At 59.0% G+C, this 15,545-nt stretch carries 13 protein-coding genes; 2 read left to right on the top strand and 11 right to left on the bottom strand.

What is annotated here, in order from left to right; genetic code table 11:
• Window positions 1-69 precede the first annotated feature (69 nt).
• The 11 genes from ACI5GA_RS15135 to ACI5GA_RS15085 form a co-directional block, all read right to left on the bottom strand.
• A complete protein-coding gene (locus tag ACI5GA_RS15135) occupies window positions 70-714 on the bottom strand; it encodes a methionine ABC transporter permease (protein ID WP_404636843.1) in 645 nt (214 codons plus the stop codon).
• Window positions 704-1,831: a methionine ABC transporter ATP-binding protein gene (locus tag ACI5GA_RS15130; protein ID WP_421423202.1), complete on the bottom strand. Its 1,128-nt coding sequence runs from the start codon at window positions 1,829-1,831 to the stop codon at window positions 704-706. The genes ACI5GA_RS15135 and ACI5GA_RS15130 overlap by 11 nt, the downstream gene beginning before the upstream one ends.
• Window positions 1,832-1,833: 2 nt before the next feature.
• A complete protein-coding gene (locus ACI5GA_RS15125; RefSeq protein ID WP_404636839.1) occupies window positions 1,834-2,628 on the bottom strand; it encodes a MetQ/NlpA family ABC transporter substrate-binding protein in 795 nt (264 codons plus the stop codon).
• A 164-nt stretch (window positions 2,629-2,792) separates the two neighbouring features.
• Window positions 2,793-4,178 carry an LLM class flavin-dependent oxidoreductase gene (locus tag ACI5GA_RS15120; RefSeq protein WP_421423198.1) on the bottom strand — a complete coding sequence of 462 codons (1,386 nt, stop codon included), beginning with the start codon at window positions 4,176-4,178 and terminating at the stop codon, window positions 2,793-2,795.
• Complete coding sequence (locus ACI5GA_RS15115) at window positions 4,178-5,392, bottom strand: SfnB family sulfur acquisition oxidoreductase (RefSeq protein WP_421423196.1); 1,215 nt, start codon at window positions 5,390-5,392, stop codon at window positions 4,178-4,180. Before ACI5GA_RS15115 ends, ACI5GA_RS15120 begins: the two co-directional genes overlap by 1 nt.
• Window positions 5,393-5,415: 23 nt before the next feature.
• The gene (locus tag ACI5GA_RS15110) at window positions 5,416-6,657 is read right to left on the bottom strand and encodes an SfnB family sulfur acquisition oxidoreductase (protein ID WP_421423194.1); all 1,242 of its coding nucleotides are present in this window, start codon (window positions 6,655-6,657) and stop codon (window positions 5,416-5,418) included.
• Window positions 6,658-7,136: 479 nt separating this feature from the next.
• The gene (locus ACI5GA_RS15105; protein ID WP_404636831.1) at window positions 7,137-7,871 is read right to left on the bottom strand and encodes a hypothetical protein; all 735 of its coding nucleotides are present in this window, start codon (window positions 7,869-7,871) and stop codon (window positions 7,137-7,139) included.
• A 557-nt stretch (window positions 7,872-8,428) separates the two neighbouring features.
• Window positions 8,429-9,172 (bottom strand): L-cystine ABC transporter ATP-binding protein TcyN, encoded by a 744-nt coding sequence (gene tcyN, locus ACI5GA_RS15100; protein WP_421423192.1) that lies wholly within the window; start codon window positions 9,170-9,172, stop codon window positions 8,429-8,431.
• A 3-nt stretch (window positions 9,173-9,175) separates the two neighbouring features.
• The gene (tcyL, locus tag ACI5GA_RS15095) at window positions 9,176-9,844 is read right to left on the bottom strand and encodes a cystine ABC transporter permease (protein ID WP_404636827.1); all 669 of its coding nucleotides are present in this window, start codon (window positions 9,842-9,844) and stop codon (window positions 9,176-9,178) included.
• On the bottom strand, window positions 9,841-10,638 hold the full coding sequence (gene tcyJ, locus ACI5GA_RS15090) for a cystine ABC transporter substrate-binding protein (RefSeq protein ID WP_404636825.1): 798 nt from the start codon (window positions 10,636-10,638) through the stop codon (window positions 9,841-9,843). Before tcyJ ends, tcyL begins: the two co-directional genes overlap by 4 nt.
• A gap of 323 nt (window positions 10,639-10,961) precedes the next feature.
• Window positions 10,962-11,963, bottom strand: a complete 1,002-nt coding sequence (locus ACI5GA_RS15085; protein ID WP_421423190.1) for a D-cysteine desulfhydrase — start codon at window positions 11,961-11,963, stop codon at window positions 10,962-10,964.
• Between the two features lie 216 nt (window positions 11,964-12,179).
• Between ACI5GA_RS15085 and epsC the strand changes: the two genes are divergently transcribed.
• Both epsC and betT read left to right on the top strand, forming a co-directional pair.
• Window positions 12,180-13,124 (top strand): serine O-acetyltransferase EpsC, encoded by a 945-nt coding sequence (gene epsC, locus ACI5GA_RS15080; RefSeq protein ID WP_404637020.1) that lies wholly within the window; start codon window positions 12,180-12,182, stop codon window positions 13,122-13,124.
• A 414-nt stretch (window positions 13,125-13,538) separates the two neighbouring features.
• Entirely contained in the window at window positions 13,539-15,533 is a 1,995-nt protein-coding gene (gene betT / locus ACI5GA_RS15075; protein ID WP_404636821.1) for a choline transporter BetT, read from the top strand.
• Window positions 15,534-15,545 lie beyond the last annotated feature (12 nt).

Here is a 15,545-nt window from a genome sequence, read left to right as displayed (position 1 = left end):
AATCCCGACATCGCCTCGCATGGTACGGGTGGTGCAAAACTGTTTCTGGCCGCAGGCCGTAGGAGCGGATCAGCGTTTGTTCAACCGCAACGCCAACCGATCCCCACCCAACTGAATCACTGCCACCAACACCACCAGCAACACGATCACGGTCAGCATCACTTGGGTGTCGAAACGCTGATAACCATAGCGATACGCGATGTCGCCCAAGCCGCCTGCGCCGATGGCGCCGGCCATGGCCGAGGAGTTGATCATGGTGACCAGGGTGATGGTGAAACCGCCGACGATCCCCGGCAGCGCTTCCGGCAGCAGCACGTGCCAGACGATGTGCCAGCGGCGGCAGCCCATGGCTTGGGCGGCTTCGATCAGGCCGTGGTCGACTTCCCGCAGGCTGACTTCAGCGATACGCGCAAAGAACGGCGTGGCCGCGATGGTCAACGGCACGACCGCCGCCCACACACCATAGGTGGTGCCGACGATCATCCGGGTGAAGGGGATCAGCGCGACCATCAGGATCAGAAACGGCACCGAACGGAAAATGTTCACGAACGCCCCGAGTACGCGGTTGACGTTCGGTGCTTCGAAGATTCCGCCCTTGCCGCTGGTGACCAGAATCACCGCCAGTGGAATCCCCAGAATCAGCGCGAGCAGCGACGATACGCCGACCATCAGAAAGGTGTCGATGACGCCTTGCCACAAACGATCAAGCCACATAACCCAGTACCTTCGCGTATTGCGCCTGTTTGCGGGCGCGGTTGAGCAGTTCTTCAGTGGAGAGTGGCGAGTGGCTGACGGCGAGCAGCAAATGCCCCAGCGCGCGGCCTTGAATGCGCTCAACGCCGCCGTGCAGCAGGCTGACGCGTCCGCCGAATGCGCTGAACAGGGCCGACAAATCAGGTTCTTCGCCGTGGCTGCCGGTGAATTGCAGGTCCAGCACCACGCTGGCATGTGTGCCCGATGGATGTGGCTGCAAGCGGGCCTTCACGTCATCCGGCAAGGCTTGTTGCAACGGGGCCAACAGGGTTTTGCTCACCTCATGCTGCGGGTTACCAAACACTTGCCAAACCGGCCCTTGTTCGACGATCCGGCCTTGTTCCAGCACCACGACGCGGTCGCAGATTTCTCGGATCACGGCCATTTCGTGAGTGATCAGAACGATGGTCAGTCCCAGTCGCTGATTGATCTCGCGCAGCAGGCCGAGAATCGATTGCGTGGTTTCTGGATCGAGGGCCGATGTCGCTTCATCACACAGCAGAATTTCCGGATCATGCACCAACGCCCGGGCGATGCCGACGCGCTGTTTCTGCCCGCCAGACAGTTGCGCCGGGTAGGCGTTGTGCTTGTCCTTGAGGCCCACCAGTTCCAGCAACTCGGCGACTTTGCGCTGACGCTGTTCCTTGGGCACACCCGCGACCTTGAGCGGCAGCTCGACGTTCTTCCACACCGTTTTCGCCGACATCAGGTTGAAGTGCTGGAAGATCATGCCGATGCGCCGACGCAACTCCACGAGCTTGTCTTCGTTGAACGCGGCGATGTCGACCTGATCGATCAGCACCCGCCCGCTGCTGGGCTGTTCCAGACGGTTGATGGTGCGGATCAGCGACGATTTACCCGCGCCACTGCGACCGATGATGCCGAAGATCTCGCCGCGCTGGATGTCCAGATCGATACCTTGCAGGGCTGCGACCGGCCCCTGCTGGCCCTCATAGACTTTGCCCAACTGGCTGAAGCGCACGTGAGCCTGGGTCTTCTCGGGGTGCAAACGCACCTGTTCGGCGGAATGCGGAGCGGGCTCTTCCAGTGGCAGGGAGCGTTGCACGGTGGCGTTCATGGTCAGTTCTTCCAGCCGACCTGATACAGCGAGCCGTTCACTTTATCCAGCGAGGCGCGCACCACAGGCGAGTGTTGATAGATGTCGATGAACTTGGCCAGACGCGGGTCGTTCTTGTGGTCGGGCTTGATCACGAACTGGATGACGTATTCCGGGTGATCCAGACCGTCGAACAGAATCGCCGAGCCTGCATCGAAGGTCTTCGCCAGACGGATGTAAGCGGGGTAGCCCTGTACCAGATCCGCGTCGTCATAGGCGCGCACCAGTTGCACGGCCTCGACCTGAATCAGCTTGATCTTCTTCGGGTTGGTAAGGATGTCGTCTTCGGTGGCTTTGTAACCAACGCCGGGTTTGAGGGTGATCAGACCGGCCTTGGCCAACAATTGCAGACCACGTCCGCTGTTGATCGGATCGTTGGCGATGGCCACGGTGGCGCCGGTGGGCAGTTCATCGAAGCTTTTGTATTTCTTCGAATACAGGCCGACGTTGTTGATGATGCCCGGCGCGTAGGGGATCAGATCGAAGCCCGATGCGGCCTTGGCGTTTTCCAGAAACGGAATGTGCTGGAAGTAGTTCACGTCGATGTCGCCTGCGTTGAGGCTGACGTTGGGCGCGATCCAGTCAGTGAATTCCACCAGCTCGACTTTCAGGCCTTGTTTGTCGGCTTCAGCGACAGCAGCTTCCAGCGGGATGGCGAAGGCGGCAGTTGTGCCGACTTTCAGCGGTTGGTCGGCGGCTTGAATGGCGCCAGTGAACAGGCCAAGGGAGAGGGCCAGGGTGAGCAGCGTTTTTGTCATGTGTTGTTTTCCGTTTCAATGTCGGTATGAGGTATATCGGCCTGTCGCAGATCTCTGTGGGAGCGAATTCATTCGCTATGCGGGTGCTCAGGCGACAAATCTCCATCGGCTGTACCGTCCTCTCGCGAATGAATTCGCTCCCACAGTTGGGCCTTCGTTCGTCGTTAAACCGGTGTCGCGTTGCCGAGCGTGCTTGCTGTTCTGTATCCCGCCCCCGCATGCCGCTCCGGCAACCGCGCCGAGCCCTCGCCAAACAGCTTCTCGCGCAAGGTCCCGTGCTCATAAGCGGTCTTGTACGACCCCCGCCGCTGCAGCTCGGGAATCACCAGATCGATGAAGTCCTCATAGCTTTCCGGCGTGACGATGCGGGTCAGGTTGAAGCCGTCCAGGCCGGTTTCGGCAATCCAGGATTCCAGTTCGTCAGCCACCTGTTCAGGCGAGCCAATGACGGTGATGTAACGCCCGCCCAGTGCGTGCTGATTCAGCAACTTCTGCCGGGTCCAGTCGTTGTTCTTGAGGATCTTCGTTGCTGATTGAATCGCGTTGCCTTTGACGTGCTGGATCGGCTCGTTCAGTTCGTAGTCGGCAAAATCGATCCCAGTGGACGCCGCGAAATGCGCAAGCCCCGCTTCCGCGCTGGCGTATTGCAGGTATTCGGCATGCTTGGCTCGGGCTGCTGCTTCGGTTGCACCGACAATCACGTTCAACCCCATGAAAACCTTGATGTCATCCGGGTTGCGTCCGGCCGCCACGGCGCTGGCGCGAACCTTGTCTACCTGCTCGCGGGTCGCCGGTTTGTTCTGGCCACTGATGAACACGCATTCGGCGTTGTTACCCGCGAACTGCAAGCCGCGATCCGAACTGCCCGCCTGAAACAACACGGGCGTGCGCTGCGGCGACGGCTCGCAGAGGTGATAACCCTCGACCTGATAGAACTCGCCCTGATGGCGCACGTAGTGCACTTTCTCGGGCTGGGCATAGACTCGCGCCTGGCGATCCTCGATCACTGCGTCATCTTCCCAACTGCTTTCCCAGAGCTTGTACAACACCTCCAGATACTCGTCGGCCTGATCGTAGCGACGGTCGTGCTCAATCTGCTCCTTTAGGCCCATGGCCTTGGCCGCGCTGTCCAGATAACCGGTAACGATGTTCCAGCCCACGCGCCCCCGGGTCAGGTGATCCAGCGTAGACATGCGTCGGGCGAACAGATACGGCGCTTCGTAGGTGAGGTTGGCGGTCAGGCCGAAACCAAGGTTTTTCGTGACCGCCGCCATGGCCGACACCAGCAGCAGCGGGTCGTTGACCGGTAGCTGGATCGACTCCTTCAGCGTGACGTCGATGGACTTCTGGTACACGTCGTAGACACCGACGATGTCTGCGATGAACAGCCCGTCGAACAGCCCGCGCTCCAGCAGTTGTGCGAGATTCGTCCAGTAGTCGAGGGTCTTGTACTGGGTGGAGGTGTCTCGCGGATGGGTCCAGAAACCATGATTGATGTGGCCGATGCAGTTCATGTTGAACGCATTGAGCAGGATCTTTTTCTTGCTCATCAGATCGTCCCCCGGCGCGGTGGATTCACCTCGTTCAAATAGAAGTTGCCGATGGCGTGGTACTTCCAGCGCACCGGGTCGTGCAGCGTGTGGACCCGCGCGTTGCGCCAGTGACGATCCAGCCCGTGTTCGGCCAGCGTCGATTGCGAGCCGGCCAGTTCGAACAGGGTGCTACCGGCAGCCAAGGAGATGTCAGTGCTGATGGCACGGGCTTCGGCAACGGCGATCGACGCTTCGGCCACGTTCTCGGCAGTGCTGTCGGCTTGTGCGCGATCCAAATATTCCCCGGCGCGTTCCAGCAAGGCCTCGGCGGCGTGCAGACGGATGCCGAGCTTGCCGAAGCTGTGCAGCGTAAGTGGATCATCGACCGCTTTTTCGATGCCGGAGTCGATCCATGGCCGAGTGCGGGTGCGCACGAAATGCAACGCGTCTTCAAAGGCCGCGCGGGCGATGCCGGTGTCGATGGCGGCGTGAAGGATCTGCGCCAGCGGGCCGACGGTGGTGGGGCGCTCGAAAGCAGTTTGGAACGGCACCACGTCTTCATCGCTGACGTAAACGTTATCGAACACCACCGAGCCGCTGCCTGTGGTGCGCTGGCCGAAACCGCTCCAGTCGTCGATGACGCTCAGACCTTGTGCGTCTGCGGGGACGAACGCGAGTTGCTGAATGCCGTCGTCATCAATCACTGAGGTCGGAATGCGCTGGGCGTAAATCGCACCGGTCGAGTAGAACTTGCGACCGTTGATGCGCCAGCCTTGGCCGTCGCGGCTCAGACGGGTGGTGCGGTCATGGGCGGTTTTGGTGCCCAGCTCCGCCAAGGCGTTACCGAAACGCTGGCCTGCCAGGACATCTGCGTACAGACGTTTCTGCTGTTCTGGGCTGCCGTTCACGCGCAGCACTTCAAGCGCATAAAAATGGTTTTGCGGAATCTGCCCCAGCGAGCCATCCGCCGCTGAGATGATGCGAATGACTTCGGCCAGGGTGACGCTGGACACCCCCGCGCCGCCAAAGGCTTTCGGCACGCTGATGCCCCACAAGCCCGAGCGGGAAAACTGCTCCAGTTCGTCATGAGGCAGGCGACGTTCCCGGTCGCGTTGGGCGCTGTGTTGCGTGAAGGTGGCCGCCAAGGCGTGGGCAATTTCCAGCGCCTGAGCGTCATTTTGGATGATCGGGGTCGCCGCCTGCGAGTCACGCGGCAAAGGTTGAAGGCTCATACATGTGCTTCCAGTTGTCTGGTTCAGATCCAGGAATGACGGGCAGGCAGGGTGCCGTTGAGGTGCCAGGCGCCGACGGCGTGGACTTTCCAGCGCACCGGGTCATGGAGGGTATGGACGCGTGCGTTGCGCCAGTGGCGGTCGAGGTTGAACTCGGCCAGCGTGGCTCGGCTGCCGGACAGCTCGAACAGCTTCTCGCTGGCTTGCAGGGCAATTTCGGTGGTCAGCACCTTGGCTTCGGCCACGACAATGGAGGCTCGGGCGGCGGACTGCGCGTCGATGGGCGCAGCAGCGATTTCATCGAGCACACGCCCGGCCTTGTAGAGCAGGGCTTGCGCCGCATGCAGCTCCAGCTTCAACTTGCCGATGTCGGCGATCACGTAAAGGTCGTCACTGGCCCGTTCGACGTTCGCTTCAATCCATGGTCGCGCACGTTCGCGCACGAAACGAATGCTTTCGTCGATGGCTTCTTGGGCGATGCCCGCGTCGATGGCTGCTTGAATCAGTTGGGAGACCGCGCCCTGAATGTTGGGAGACAGGGCCAGCTTCCAGTTTTCAATGACCAGATCTCCGCTGACACGCACGTTGTCCAGCAACACGCTGCCACTGGCGGTGGTGCGCTGCCCGAAACCGGACCAGTCGTCGATGATATGCAGGCCCGGCGTACCCCGTGGCACGAACACCAGCACTTGCTTGCCGTCGTCATTGATCGCCTTGACTGCGACCCAGTGGGCGAACAGGGCGCCAGTCGAATAGAACTTGCGGCCGTTGAGTAGAAAATGATCACCGTCGGCGGTCAGGCGTGTCTTTACGTCAAGCGTGTTTTTGGTCCCTCGCTCCGGCCCGCCATTACCGATACGGGCACCGTTGAGCACGCTCTCGAACAGGATCTTCTTCTGCGCCTCACTGGCGGCGCCGTTCAACGAATTGAGAATGCCGAACTGATTCTGTGGGATTTGTCCGACTGCCGGATCCGCCGCAGAGAGGATGGCGAACACTTTCGCGACGGTTTCGAACGACACCTGGGCGCCACCGAAGGCTCGGGGAATCGAGATACTGCCCAGCCCGCTGCGGGTGAAGGCCTCGATCTCGGCCCATGGCAGCTGACGTTCGCGATCACGCACGGCAGCGGTAGGGCGAATCTGCGCGGCCAGCTCATGGGCGGCGGCGATGGCTTCGGCGTCGTTGCGCAGAACGTTGGCCGAATGCAAAGGGGGGGCTACGTCCAGTGGGCGCTGGAAGGCCAGGCTGCTCGGCTCAGTCATGATGGCGACCTTCGCGAGCGTGGACACTGGGGTAGTTGTGCGTGACCATTCGAACCTCGAATCAATACCGCGATGGCGGCAGGAAAACTGACGGTGGTCCGGTGGTCCGGTGCATATACCCTAAACACGTATAAAGATTAAATAAACTAACATTTAGGAATAAGCATAGAAGGCGCGCAGAGGCTTTGATGGCCCCCCAAGTGGCCTGCCCAGGTCAGGCAGGAGCCAAACAGCATCAGCAAAACCAGGTACTTGACGATATGTTTGCAGCGCATGGCGAACGTCTCGTGAAGAGTTTCCCAGCAGGCTAGCAGCGAGCGTTCGAAGGGCGTGAAACGAGATGTAGGGGAGGGTTGATCCGTTTTGTGGGATTTTTCTTTTGCCGGTGGGTTTTGTGGAGTTCGTCACGGGGGCAGCGCAGTCGGGCGTCGCGGCATGGAGTTTCAGTACCGCGACTGCGTATTGACTGGCAGACGGCTTCAACCTTCAAGGCTTGCCCCGTCAGGAATGTTGACCCGAATTGAGCGGGGCGGCGCCCACAGGGAATTGTTGCCGACGCGGTCAATGATGCAATACGTCACCTCTTGATGCTCATCATCGCCGGCCTCTCTGATCAAGTCCCCCGGTACGTGCAACTTGATCGCGCTGCCTACTTGCTGTTCGGTCAGTGCGGGGAAGTCCATACGCCTGTCTCCCCAGCGCAGGGTGATTTCATCGTAGGCCTCCATGTGTGGATAGCGCTCGATGACCAGCTCGATACCTTCGTCGAGATGCCGAGAGGTCAGGCCGGTTTCTGGCAGGTGCTCGGAAAACTTGACCGGCGCCAGCCCTTGATTTTCCTCGCCATCGATACCAACCAGATGCCCTCCCGGTATTTCCAGTTTGACCCACATTTTGCGACCCGGAGATTTAACCGGCTCACTGCCGATTTTCGTTACCCGGTAGTAAGTTTTAACCTTGCCTGTTTGTAGGAAACTCTCTGGAACATGTAGGACGGTTGTATAACCAATGTCAGAATCTGATAAAAGTGTTGACGCGACATAACAATCGCCCCAGAAAAGTTCAATCAGGTCGCCGCTTTCCATGTCGGGATATGGATCAATGTTTACCAGCAGGTGAGTGGCCGCGAGTGCGCCAATGCCCTGCCGGTTCGACTGAGGTAAATAAGGCGCAAAAAGCTTGAGGGGTGTTTGGCTGACAGGGGTTTTGATCATCTTCGTACGCTCGTTGAATAGTAGGTCTGAATTCGTCCTGCAGCAGTGTTCGCTGCTGTAAACGTCCCAGGAACGTTATGCCGTTAGTACACGCTCGATGCGCATTGTTGGCAAACCATACAAACAGTTCCAATTTCGGACTTGATTTAAATGGTCTTAAAGGTCCGATTTTCTTCATTCAGCTAATTGTGTTGCTGCATATCTGTCAACAGGGTTGAAGGTGTAAAACTTCATGATTTAAAGAAACAGACATTTCCTACGGTTTAACCAGCTCTAGTAGTTGAAAAAAAGAAGTTTGCCTACTCGTCGAGACAGATAGTCTGATCGTGAGTACGGCTGGGTCGGAAAGCGGAACGGCTTTTAACATCAAACAAAACGTTTCGGATCTGGCGTGTAACGCCTGAAGGTGCCCACGGTTCGTATTGAAAAATTTGATAGGAAAAGTCGAAAGTTCGCCCTGTCACTCCCGAACAGCGGGGGTGTTGCACCGTTTCCAAATGTTCGAAAAAAAGAAAACGGCGCCAAGAGACGCCGTTTTTTAAGCACGTGTTGTAGGACTAATTCCTACTGCGCTCCAGAAATTGCCTTGTACGTTCTTCCTTGGGGTTCGCGAACAGTTCTTTGGCTTCGCCTTGTTCGACGATCACGCCCTTGTCGATGAACACCACCCGGTTGGCGACGTCCCGGGCGAACTTCATTTCATGGGTGACGATGACCATCGTGCGGTTTTCTTCGGCCAGCGCGCGAATCGCGTTGAGCACTTCACCGACCAACTCAGGGTCGAGGGCCGAGGTCGGTTCGTCGAACAGGATGACTTCAGGTTCCATGGCCAACGCGCGGGCAATCGCGACTCGCTGCTGCTGCCCGCCAGACAGGCGACGGGGGTAGGCGTCTTCCTTGCCTGCAAGACCCACTTTAGCGAGCAGCTTGCGGCCCAGTTCCAGCGCTTGTTCGCGAGGAACCTTCTTGACGATGGTCGGGCCTTCGATGACGTTTTCCAGCGCCGTGCGATGGGGGAACAGGTTGAAGTTCTGGAACACGAAACCGACGTGTTGGCGCAACTGGCGGATCAGACCGGTCTGCTGGCTCAACGGGCGGCTGCCATCGATCTTGATGTCGCCGACTACGATGGTGCCGCTGGTGGGTTCTTCAAGAAAATTCAGACAGCGCAGAAAAGTGGTTTTGCCTGAGCCGCTGGGACCAATGATGGCGACCACTTCACCCGGCTCGACCTTCAGATCGATGCCCTTGAGGACCTGATTGCCCTTGAATTCCTTGGTCAGTTTTTCAACGGTGATCATGCCTCAGGACTCCACATCATGGCGGTTGGCCCGGGCTTCAAGCCGGTTCTGGAAGTGCGCGAGCACCGTGCACAACACCCAGTAGATCACCGCGACGGTGAAGTACATGGTGAAGACTTCCAGCGTGCGCGACGAAATAAGCTGCGCCTGACGGAACACTTCCGGCACCTGAATGGTGGCGGCCATGGCGGTGTCTTTGACCAGTGAAATGAAGCTGTTGCCCAGCGGTGGCAATGCCGTGCGCGCGGCTTGCGGCAGGATCGCCCGACGCATGGTCTGGGCGCGGGTCATGCCGATACTGGCGGCCGCTTCCCACTGGCCTTTATCCACCGCACCGATGGCGGCGCGCAGGATTTCACAGGCGTAGGCGGCCATGTTCAGGGACAGACCGATGAGCGCTGCCGTGATCGCATCCAGTTCGATGCCCAGATCCGGCAGGCCGTAATAAATCATGAAGAGCTGAACCAGTAGGGGAGTGCCGCGAAAGAATGACACGTAGACCCTGGCGATGGCGCTGATGACCCAGACTTTCGACAGCCGCATCAGTGCCAGGCCGAAGCCCAGCACCAACCCGAAGAACATCGATCCGAGACTCAGACCCACCGTGTAATACGCGCCCTTGAGCAGAAAGGGCGCGGAGTCCAGCGCGAGCTGTAGGCTCTCTGGAATCATTTGGTCACGTCAGCCTTGAAGTACTTCTCGGACAGCTTGGCGAGGGTGCCGTCAGCGCGCAGCTTGTCGATGGCCTTATTCAGCGCGTCGACCAGTTCAGGCTCACCTTTGCGGATCGCGATACCGGCTTCCTGACGGGAGAACGGTTCGCCGGAAACCGCCAGCTTGTCCTTGGTTTTGGCGATCAGTTCCAGTGCGGCAAGGCGGTCGACCAGAATGGCGTCGATGCGGCCTACACGCAGGTCCTGATATTTGGTCGGATCATCGTCGTAGGTTTTGACGATGGCGCCCGGCACATTAGCCTTCAGCCATTCTTCGTAGTTGGTGCCCAGACCCACGCCGACTTTTGCGCCGGTCAGGTCATTGGCGGTTTTGAACTTGCCCGCATCCTTGGTTTGCACCAGGGCCTGAATACCGGAAACGGTGTAGGGCTCAGAGAAGTCGTACTTTTTCTTGCGCTCGTCGGAAATGGTCACCTGGTTGATGACCACGTCCAGACGTTTGGATTCCAGCGCAGCCAGAATGCCTGCCCATGGAGTGGCGGTCAGCTTGACCTTGACGCCCAGTTCCTTGGCCAGTGCTTCAGAGAATTCGACCTCGAAACCGGTCAGCTTGCCGTCTTCACCGACGAAGCTGAACGGCGGGTAAGTGCCTTCCAGGCCGACGTTGAGCGTGCCGTTCTTTTTGATGGTTTCCAGTTGCTCGCCAGCGACAGCGTGGCTCACCAGACCGGTGCCGAGCACCAAGCTGAAGGCCGACAGCAGAAAAGTGCGGCGGATTGCAGACATGTTCATGTAAGTCCCCTGTTTTAATTGGTATGTCAGGTGCGCCTCAGACCTGACGAAACTACTGTGACATCGCCGCTTTATCCAGCTTTTTCAGCGGTCTGACGGGTGTTGTCGAAGCGACTGGCGGCGATGATATGAGCAAGCGTTCAGGATGAAAAAGAATTAAAAATAGTTTATTTAGTTTGTTTTGGTCTATGTATGCGGTTTGTCAGATTTCGCGACATCTGTGGGAGCCCTGGATTTGTGATTGACGCTGATCCTTGTGGGAGCCGCCTTTGGTGGCGAAAGCGATTGACCAGCCGACATAGAATCTCCCACAACTGCCCTAATTACTGTCCGGAGAAAACGCCGGGGTATGCAAACAACGCCGGGGCACCGCCGGTGTGCAGGAAAATGATCGGGCCGTCGTCGAAGCGCTGGCGGCCGATGCCGTCCAGCAACCCGGCCATGGCCTTGCCGGTGTACACCGGGTCCAACAACAGGCCTTCCTGACTCGCCACCAGCTTCACTGCCGCCAAGGTGCCCGCATTCGGCTCACCATAGCGTGGACCGTAATACTCATCCCAGAGGTTCACTTTGAACGCGGCGGGCAAGGATTCACCCAAAAGCTCAACGGTACGTTCCGCCAAACCCTGCACCTTCGGCGCCTGGGTTTCTTCCGGGCGCGAAACGGTCACGCCGATCACCGGCAGTTGTGGCAAAGCTTCTGCCAGCGCCAGACCCAGACCGCTGTGAGTGCCCGCGCTGCCCGAAGCCAACACGACCGCTGCGAAGTCCAGACGTGTCTGCTGAATCTGCTCTGCCAGCTCAAAGCCTGCACGCACGTAACCCAGCGCGCCCACGGGGCTTGAGCCACCAATCGGCACCAGGTAGGGCTTCTTGCCGCTGGCGCTCAAGCGAGCGGACAGGGCCTGAAGTTGTTCGTCGGCGTTGTCGAGGTTTTCCACCCGCTCGACCTTGGCGTCGAACAGATCCAGCAGCAAGCGATTGCCGTTGCCCAGGTAGTTGCTGTCGTCGGTGGCGATGGGGTTTTCCAGCAGGGCCACGCAGCCTAGTCCCAGTTTCGCGGCCAACGCTGCCGTTTGACGTACGTGATTGGACTGGATGGCGCCCGCCGTGATCAGCGTGTCGGCGCCTTGGGCCAGGGCGTCGGCGGCGAGGTATTCGAGTTTGCGCAGCTTGTTTCCGCCCATGGCCAGCGGGGTGATGTCGTCGCGCTTCACATAAATGTCGCGACCGGCCCAGGCCGACAAGCGTTCGAGTTTTTCCAGCGGAGTGGGAGCGCCCAGCAGTTCCAGGCGATTAAAACGGTCGAGCTGTTGTTTGATCATGTTCGTGTCGAGGCGTCTTCGAGTGAGTCGCTGGACTATAGGCAGACGATTCCCACAGGGCAACCGCCCCGTTTCTTACAGGTGTCGGGTTATAGCCTCACGAAAATTGTTATTTTTTTGCCGGTTTTGTTTGCCGTAGAGTGATCCGATCTCGGCCATGTCCAGCCTGACGAGCCGTTGAACTGAGGAGAAATCTGCGTGAGCACTATTCCCGAACTGTCTCCAGAAGCCTGTGCCGAAGGCGTGACCGGCCACTGGCAGTTGCAGCGGATCGTTGGTGAGTTGCGCGCTGCACGTGATGAGTGGCGCACCCGTAACGGTCGTGTCAGCGGGGAGAAGGGCGGTCGTGAACTGCCTTCCCGCGAAGCGCTGCGTGACATTCTCGAAGCCCTGTGTGGCGCGTTGTTTCCGATGCGTCTGGGTCCTGTGGACCTGCGTGAAGAAAGCGAAGATTTTTATGTCGGACACACCCTCGATGTGGCCCTGAACTCGCTGCTGGGGCAAGCGCGTCTGGAGTTGCGTTATGTGGCTCGCCAGCGCGGCGAGGATGCCAGTTGCGCGGATGTCCATGCCGAGCGCCTGATTCAGGATTTTGCCAGCGCCTTGCCGAACATCCGCCGCATTCTCGACACCGATGTGCTGGCCGCTTACCACGGCGACCCGGCGGCGCGCAGTGTCGATGAGGTGTTGCTGTGCTATCCGGGGATTCTGGCGGTGATCCATCACCGTCTGGCTCATCACCTGTACAACAACGGCCTGCCGCTGCTGGCGCGGATCAGTTCCGAACTGGCGCATTCGGCCACCGGCATCGACATCCACCCGGGTGCGCAAATCGGCCCGAGCTTCTTCATCGACCACGGGACCGGCGTGGTGATTGGCGAAACGGCGATCATCGGCGAACGTGTTCGGATCTATCAGGCGGTGACGCTGGGTGCGAAACGTTTTCCTGCAGACGAAGATGGCCAGTTGCAGAAGGGCCACGCGCGGCACCCGATCGTCGAGGACGACGTGGTGATCTACGCGGGCGCAACGATTCTGGGGCGCATCACCATCGGGAAAGGCTCGACTATTGGCGGTAACGTCTGGCTGACCCGTGGCGTACCTGCAGGCAGCAATGTGAATCAGGCGAACTTGCAGCACGATGACGGGACGCAGAAGTAACCCCTGATTTTCCTCGGTTTTCGTGTGGGAGATTCCATGTTGGTCGATCAACCGCCTTCGTCGGAACGCCGCCCGCACCAAGACGGCTCCCACAGAATCGGCGCCAGGCCCAAATCCATGTTTCGACACGCATCACTGTGGGAGCCGGCTTGCTGGCGAATACGGTATATCTGAACCCGATTAGGTGACTGACACTCCGCTTTCGCCAGCAAGCCGGCTCCCACAATGTGCTCTGTATTGCCTCGCCTAACGCGACTGGTCGGCTCTGCAATTGGTCCTCGGTCCGCCTTCTATGTTTTAATTGAACGTTCAATCAAGTTAAACCGGTGGTTCGCTGCCCTTCACACCAGGAGGCCTACCCTTGCCGTATCTGCTTTGCCTGAACGTTTCACCCCTCGTCACGAGGGCGGATTCATGAGTGTTTCGAGCGCGCAAAACAGCGCGCCGGTCCGCATGAACGCTCCCGTTTTCTACTTCGCTGCCAGTTTTATCCTTATCTTCGGGCTGGTCGTGATCAGCTTTCCCGACACCGCTGGCCAGTGGCTCCTCGCTGCGCAAAACTGGGCGGCCAATACCGTCGGCTGGTATTACATGCTGGCGATGACGCTTTACCTGCTGTTCGTCGTGGTCACCGCGCTGTCCGGTTACGGCAAGATCAAACTTGGTGCCGACCACGATGAGCCCGAGTTCAGTTACCTGTCCTGGGCTGGAATGTTGTTCGCCGCCGGGATCAGCATCACGCTGTTCTTCTTCTGCGTCTCCGAACCCCTGACCCACATGCTGCAACCCCCGCAGGGCGAGGGCGGCACCACCGAGTCCGCGCGCCAGGCCATGCAATTGCTGTTTCTGCACTGGGGTTTGCACGGCTGGGGCGTGTTTGCGTTCGTCGGCATGGCACTGGCCTATTTCGCTTATCGCCACAACCTGCCGCTGGCGTTGCGCTCAGCCCTCTATCCATTGATCGGCAAGCGTATCAACGGCCCTATCGGCTACGCGGTGGACGGGTTCGGCATCATCGCCACGATCTTCGGCCTAGGCGCCGACATGGGCTTTGGTGTGCTGCACTTGAATTCGGGGCTGGATTACTTGTTTGGCGTGGCCCACACCCACTGGATTCAGGTGGGCCTGATCACGCTGATGATGGGCGCGGCGATCATCGTGGCGGTGGCAGGCGTCGACAAGGGCGTGCGCGTCATGTCCGACATCAACATGCTGCTGGCCTGTGCGCTGCTGTTATTCGTCCTGTTCGCGGGGCCGACGCAGTATCTGCTCAACACGCTGGTGCAGAACATCGGCGATTATCTCGGGGCGTTGCCAGTCAAGAGCTTCGATGTCTATGCCTACAACGGTCCGAGCGACTGGCTGGGCGGCTGGACCGTGTTCTATTGGGCGTGGTGGATCGCGTGGTCGCCGTTTGTCGGGCTGTTCATCGCACGAATTTCTCGTGGCCGGACCATCCGCGAATTCGTCTTCGGCGTGTTGCTGATTCCATTGGGTTTCACCTTGGCGTGGATGTCGATCTTCGGCAACAGCGCACTTGATCAGGTGCTCAACCACGGCATGACGGCGCTCGGCCTGTCCGCCATCGACGACCCGTCCATGACCCTCTATCTGATGTTGCAAAACTACCCGTGGAGTAAAACCGTCATTGCGGTCACGGTGTTCATCAGCTTCGTATTCTTCGTCACCTCAGCGGATTCGGGCACGGTCGTGCTTTCGACCTTGTCAGCGAAAGGCGGCAGTCCTGATGAAGACGGCCCCAAGTGGCTGCGCGTGTTCTGGGGCGTGATGACCGCGCTGATCACCAGTGGCTTGCTATTTTCCGGCAGCATCGATGCACTGAAATCAGCGGTTGTACTCACCTCGCTGCCGTTCTCTTTGATTTTGTTGACCATGATGTGGGGCTTGCACAAAGCGTTCTACATGGAGTCGCAACGACAAATCGCCCAGCTTTACTCGCTGGCGCCGGTCTCCGGTGCGCGGCGAGGTGGTTGGCGTCAGCGTTTGAGTCAGGCGGTGCATTTCCCGTCCCGAGATGAGGTGTACCGCTTTCTCGATCAGACCGTGCGCCCTGCCATCGAAGACGTGACTGCGGTCTTCGTCGAAAAAGGCTTGAGCGTGGTCACGCAGCCCGATCCGGCGAATCACACCGTGGGACTGGAAATCGGCCACGGCGAAGAGCGACCTTTCATCTACCAGGTGACGATGCGGGGTTATTTCACGCCGTCATTCGCTCGCGCCGGGATGGGGTCCAAGCAACTCAACAACCGCCGTTACTACCGGGCCGAGGTGCATTTGAGTGAGGGCAGTCAGGATTACGACCTGGTGGGCTACACCAAAGAGCAGGTGATCAACGACATCCTTGATCAGTACGAGCGGCACATGCAGTTTTTGCACTTGGTGCGTTAGCGAGCTCGATGC

Source organism: Pseudomonas sp. Pseu.R1 (assembly GCF_045764065.1).
GTDB lineage: Bacteria > Pseudomonadota > Gammaproteobacteria > Pseudomonadales > Pseudomonadaceae > Aquipseudomonas.
Note: the sequence above shows the minus strand (reverse complement) of the source record. Positions and strands in the feature narration are given on the sequence as shown.

Coding starts and splice junctions, on each gene's coding strand:
- ACI5GA_RS15135 (WP_404636843.1), bottom strand. CDS start 714: ATGTGGCTTGATCGTTTGTGGCAAGGCGTCATCGACACCTTTCTGATG.
- ACI5GA_RS15130 (WP_421423202.1), bottom strand. CDS start 1,831: ATGAACGCCACCGTGCAACGCTCCCTGCCACTGGAAGAGCCCGCTCCG.
- ACI5GA_RS15125 (WP_404636839.1), bottom strand. CDS start 2,628: ATGACAAAAACGCTGCTCACCCTGGCCCTCTCCCTTGGCCTGTTCACT.
- ACI5GA_RS15120 (WP_421423198.1), bottom strand. CDS start 4,178: ATGAGCAAGAAAAAGATCCTGCTCAATGCGTTCAACATGAACTGCATC.
- ACI5GA_RS15115 (WP_421423196.1), bottom strand. CDS start 5,392: ATGAGCCTTCAACCTTTGCCGCGTGACTCGCAGGCGGCGACCCCGATC.
- ACI5GA_RS15110 (WP_421423194.1), bottom strand. CDS start 6,657: ATGACTGAGCCGAGCAGCCTGGCCTTCCAGCGCCCACTGGACGTAGCC.
- ACI5GA_RS15105 (WP_404636831.1), bottom strand. CDS start 7,871: ATGATCAAAACCCCTGTCAGCCAAACACCCCTCAAGCTTTTTGCGCCT.
- tcyN (WP_421423192.1), bottom strand. CDS start 9,172: ATGATCACCGTTGAAAAACTGACCAAGGAATTCAAGGGCAATCAGGTC.
- tcyL (WP_404636827.1), bottom strand. CDS start 9,844: ATGATTCCAGAGAGCCTACAGCTCGCGCTGGACTCCGCGCCCTTTCTG.
- tcyJ (WP_404636825.1), bottom strand. CDS start 10,638: ATGAACATGTCTGCAATCCGCCGCACTTTTCTGCTGTCGGCCTTCAGC.
- ACI5GA_RS15085 (WP_421423190.1), bottom strand. CDS start 11,963: ATGATCAAACAACAGCTCGACCGTTTTAATCGCCTGGAACTGCTGGGC.
- betT (WP_404636821.1), top strand. CDS start 13,539: ATGAGTGTTTCGAGCGCGCAAAACAGCGCGCCGGTCCGCATGAACGCT.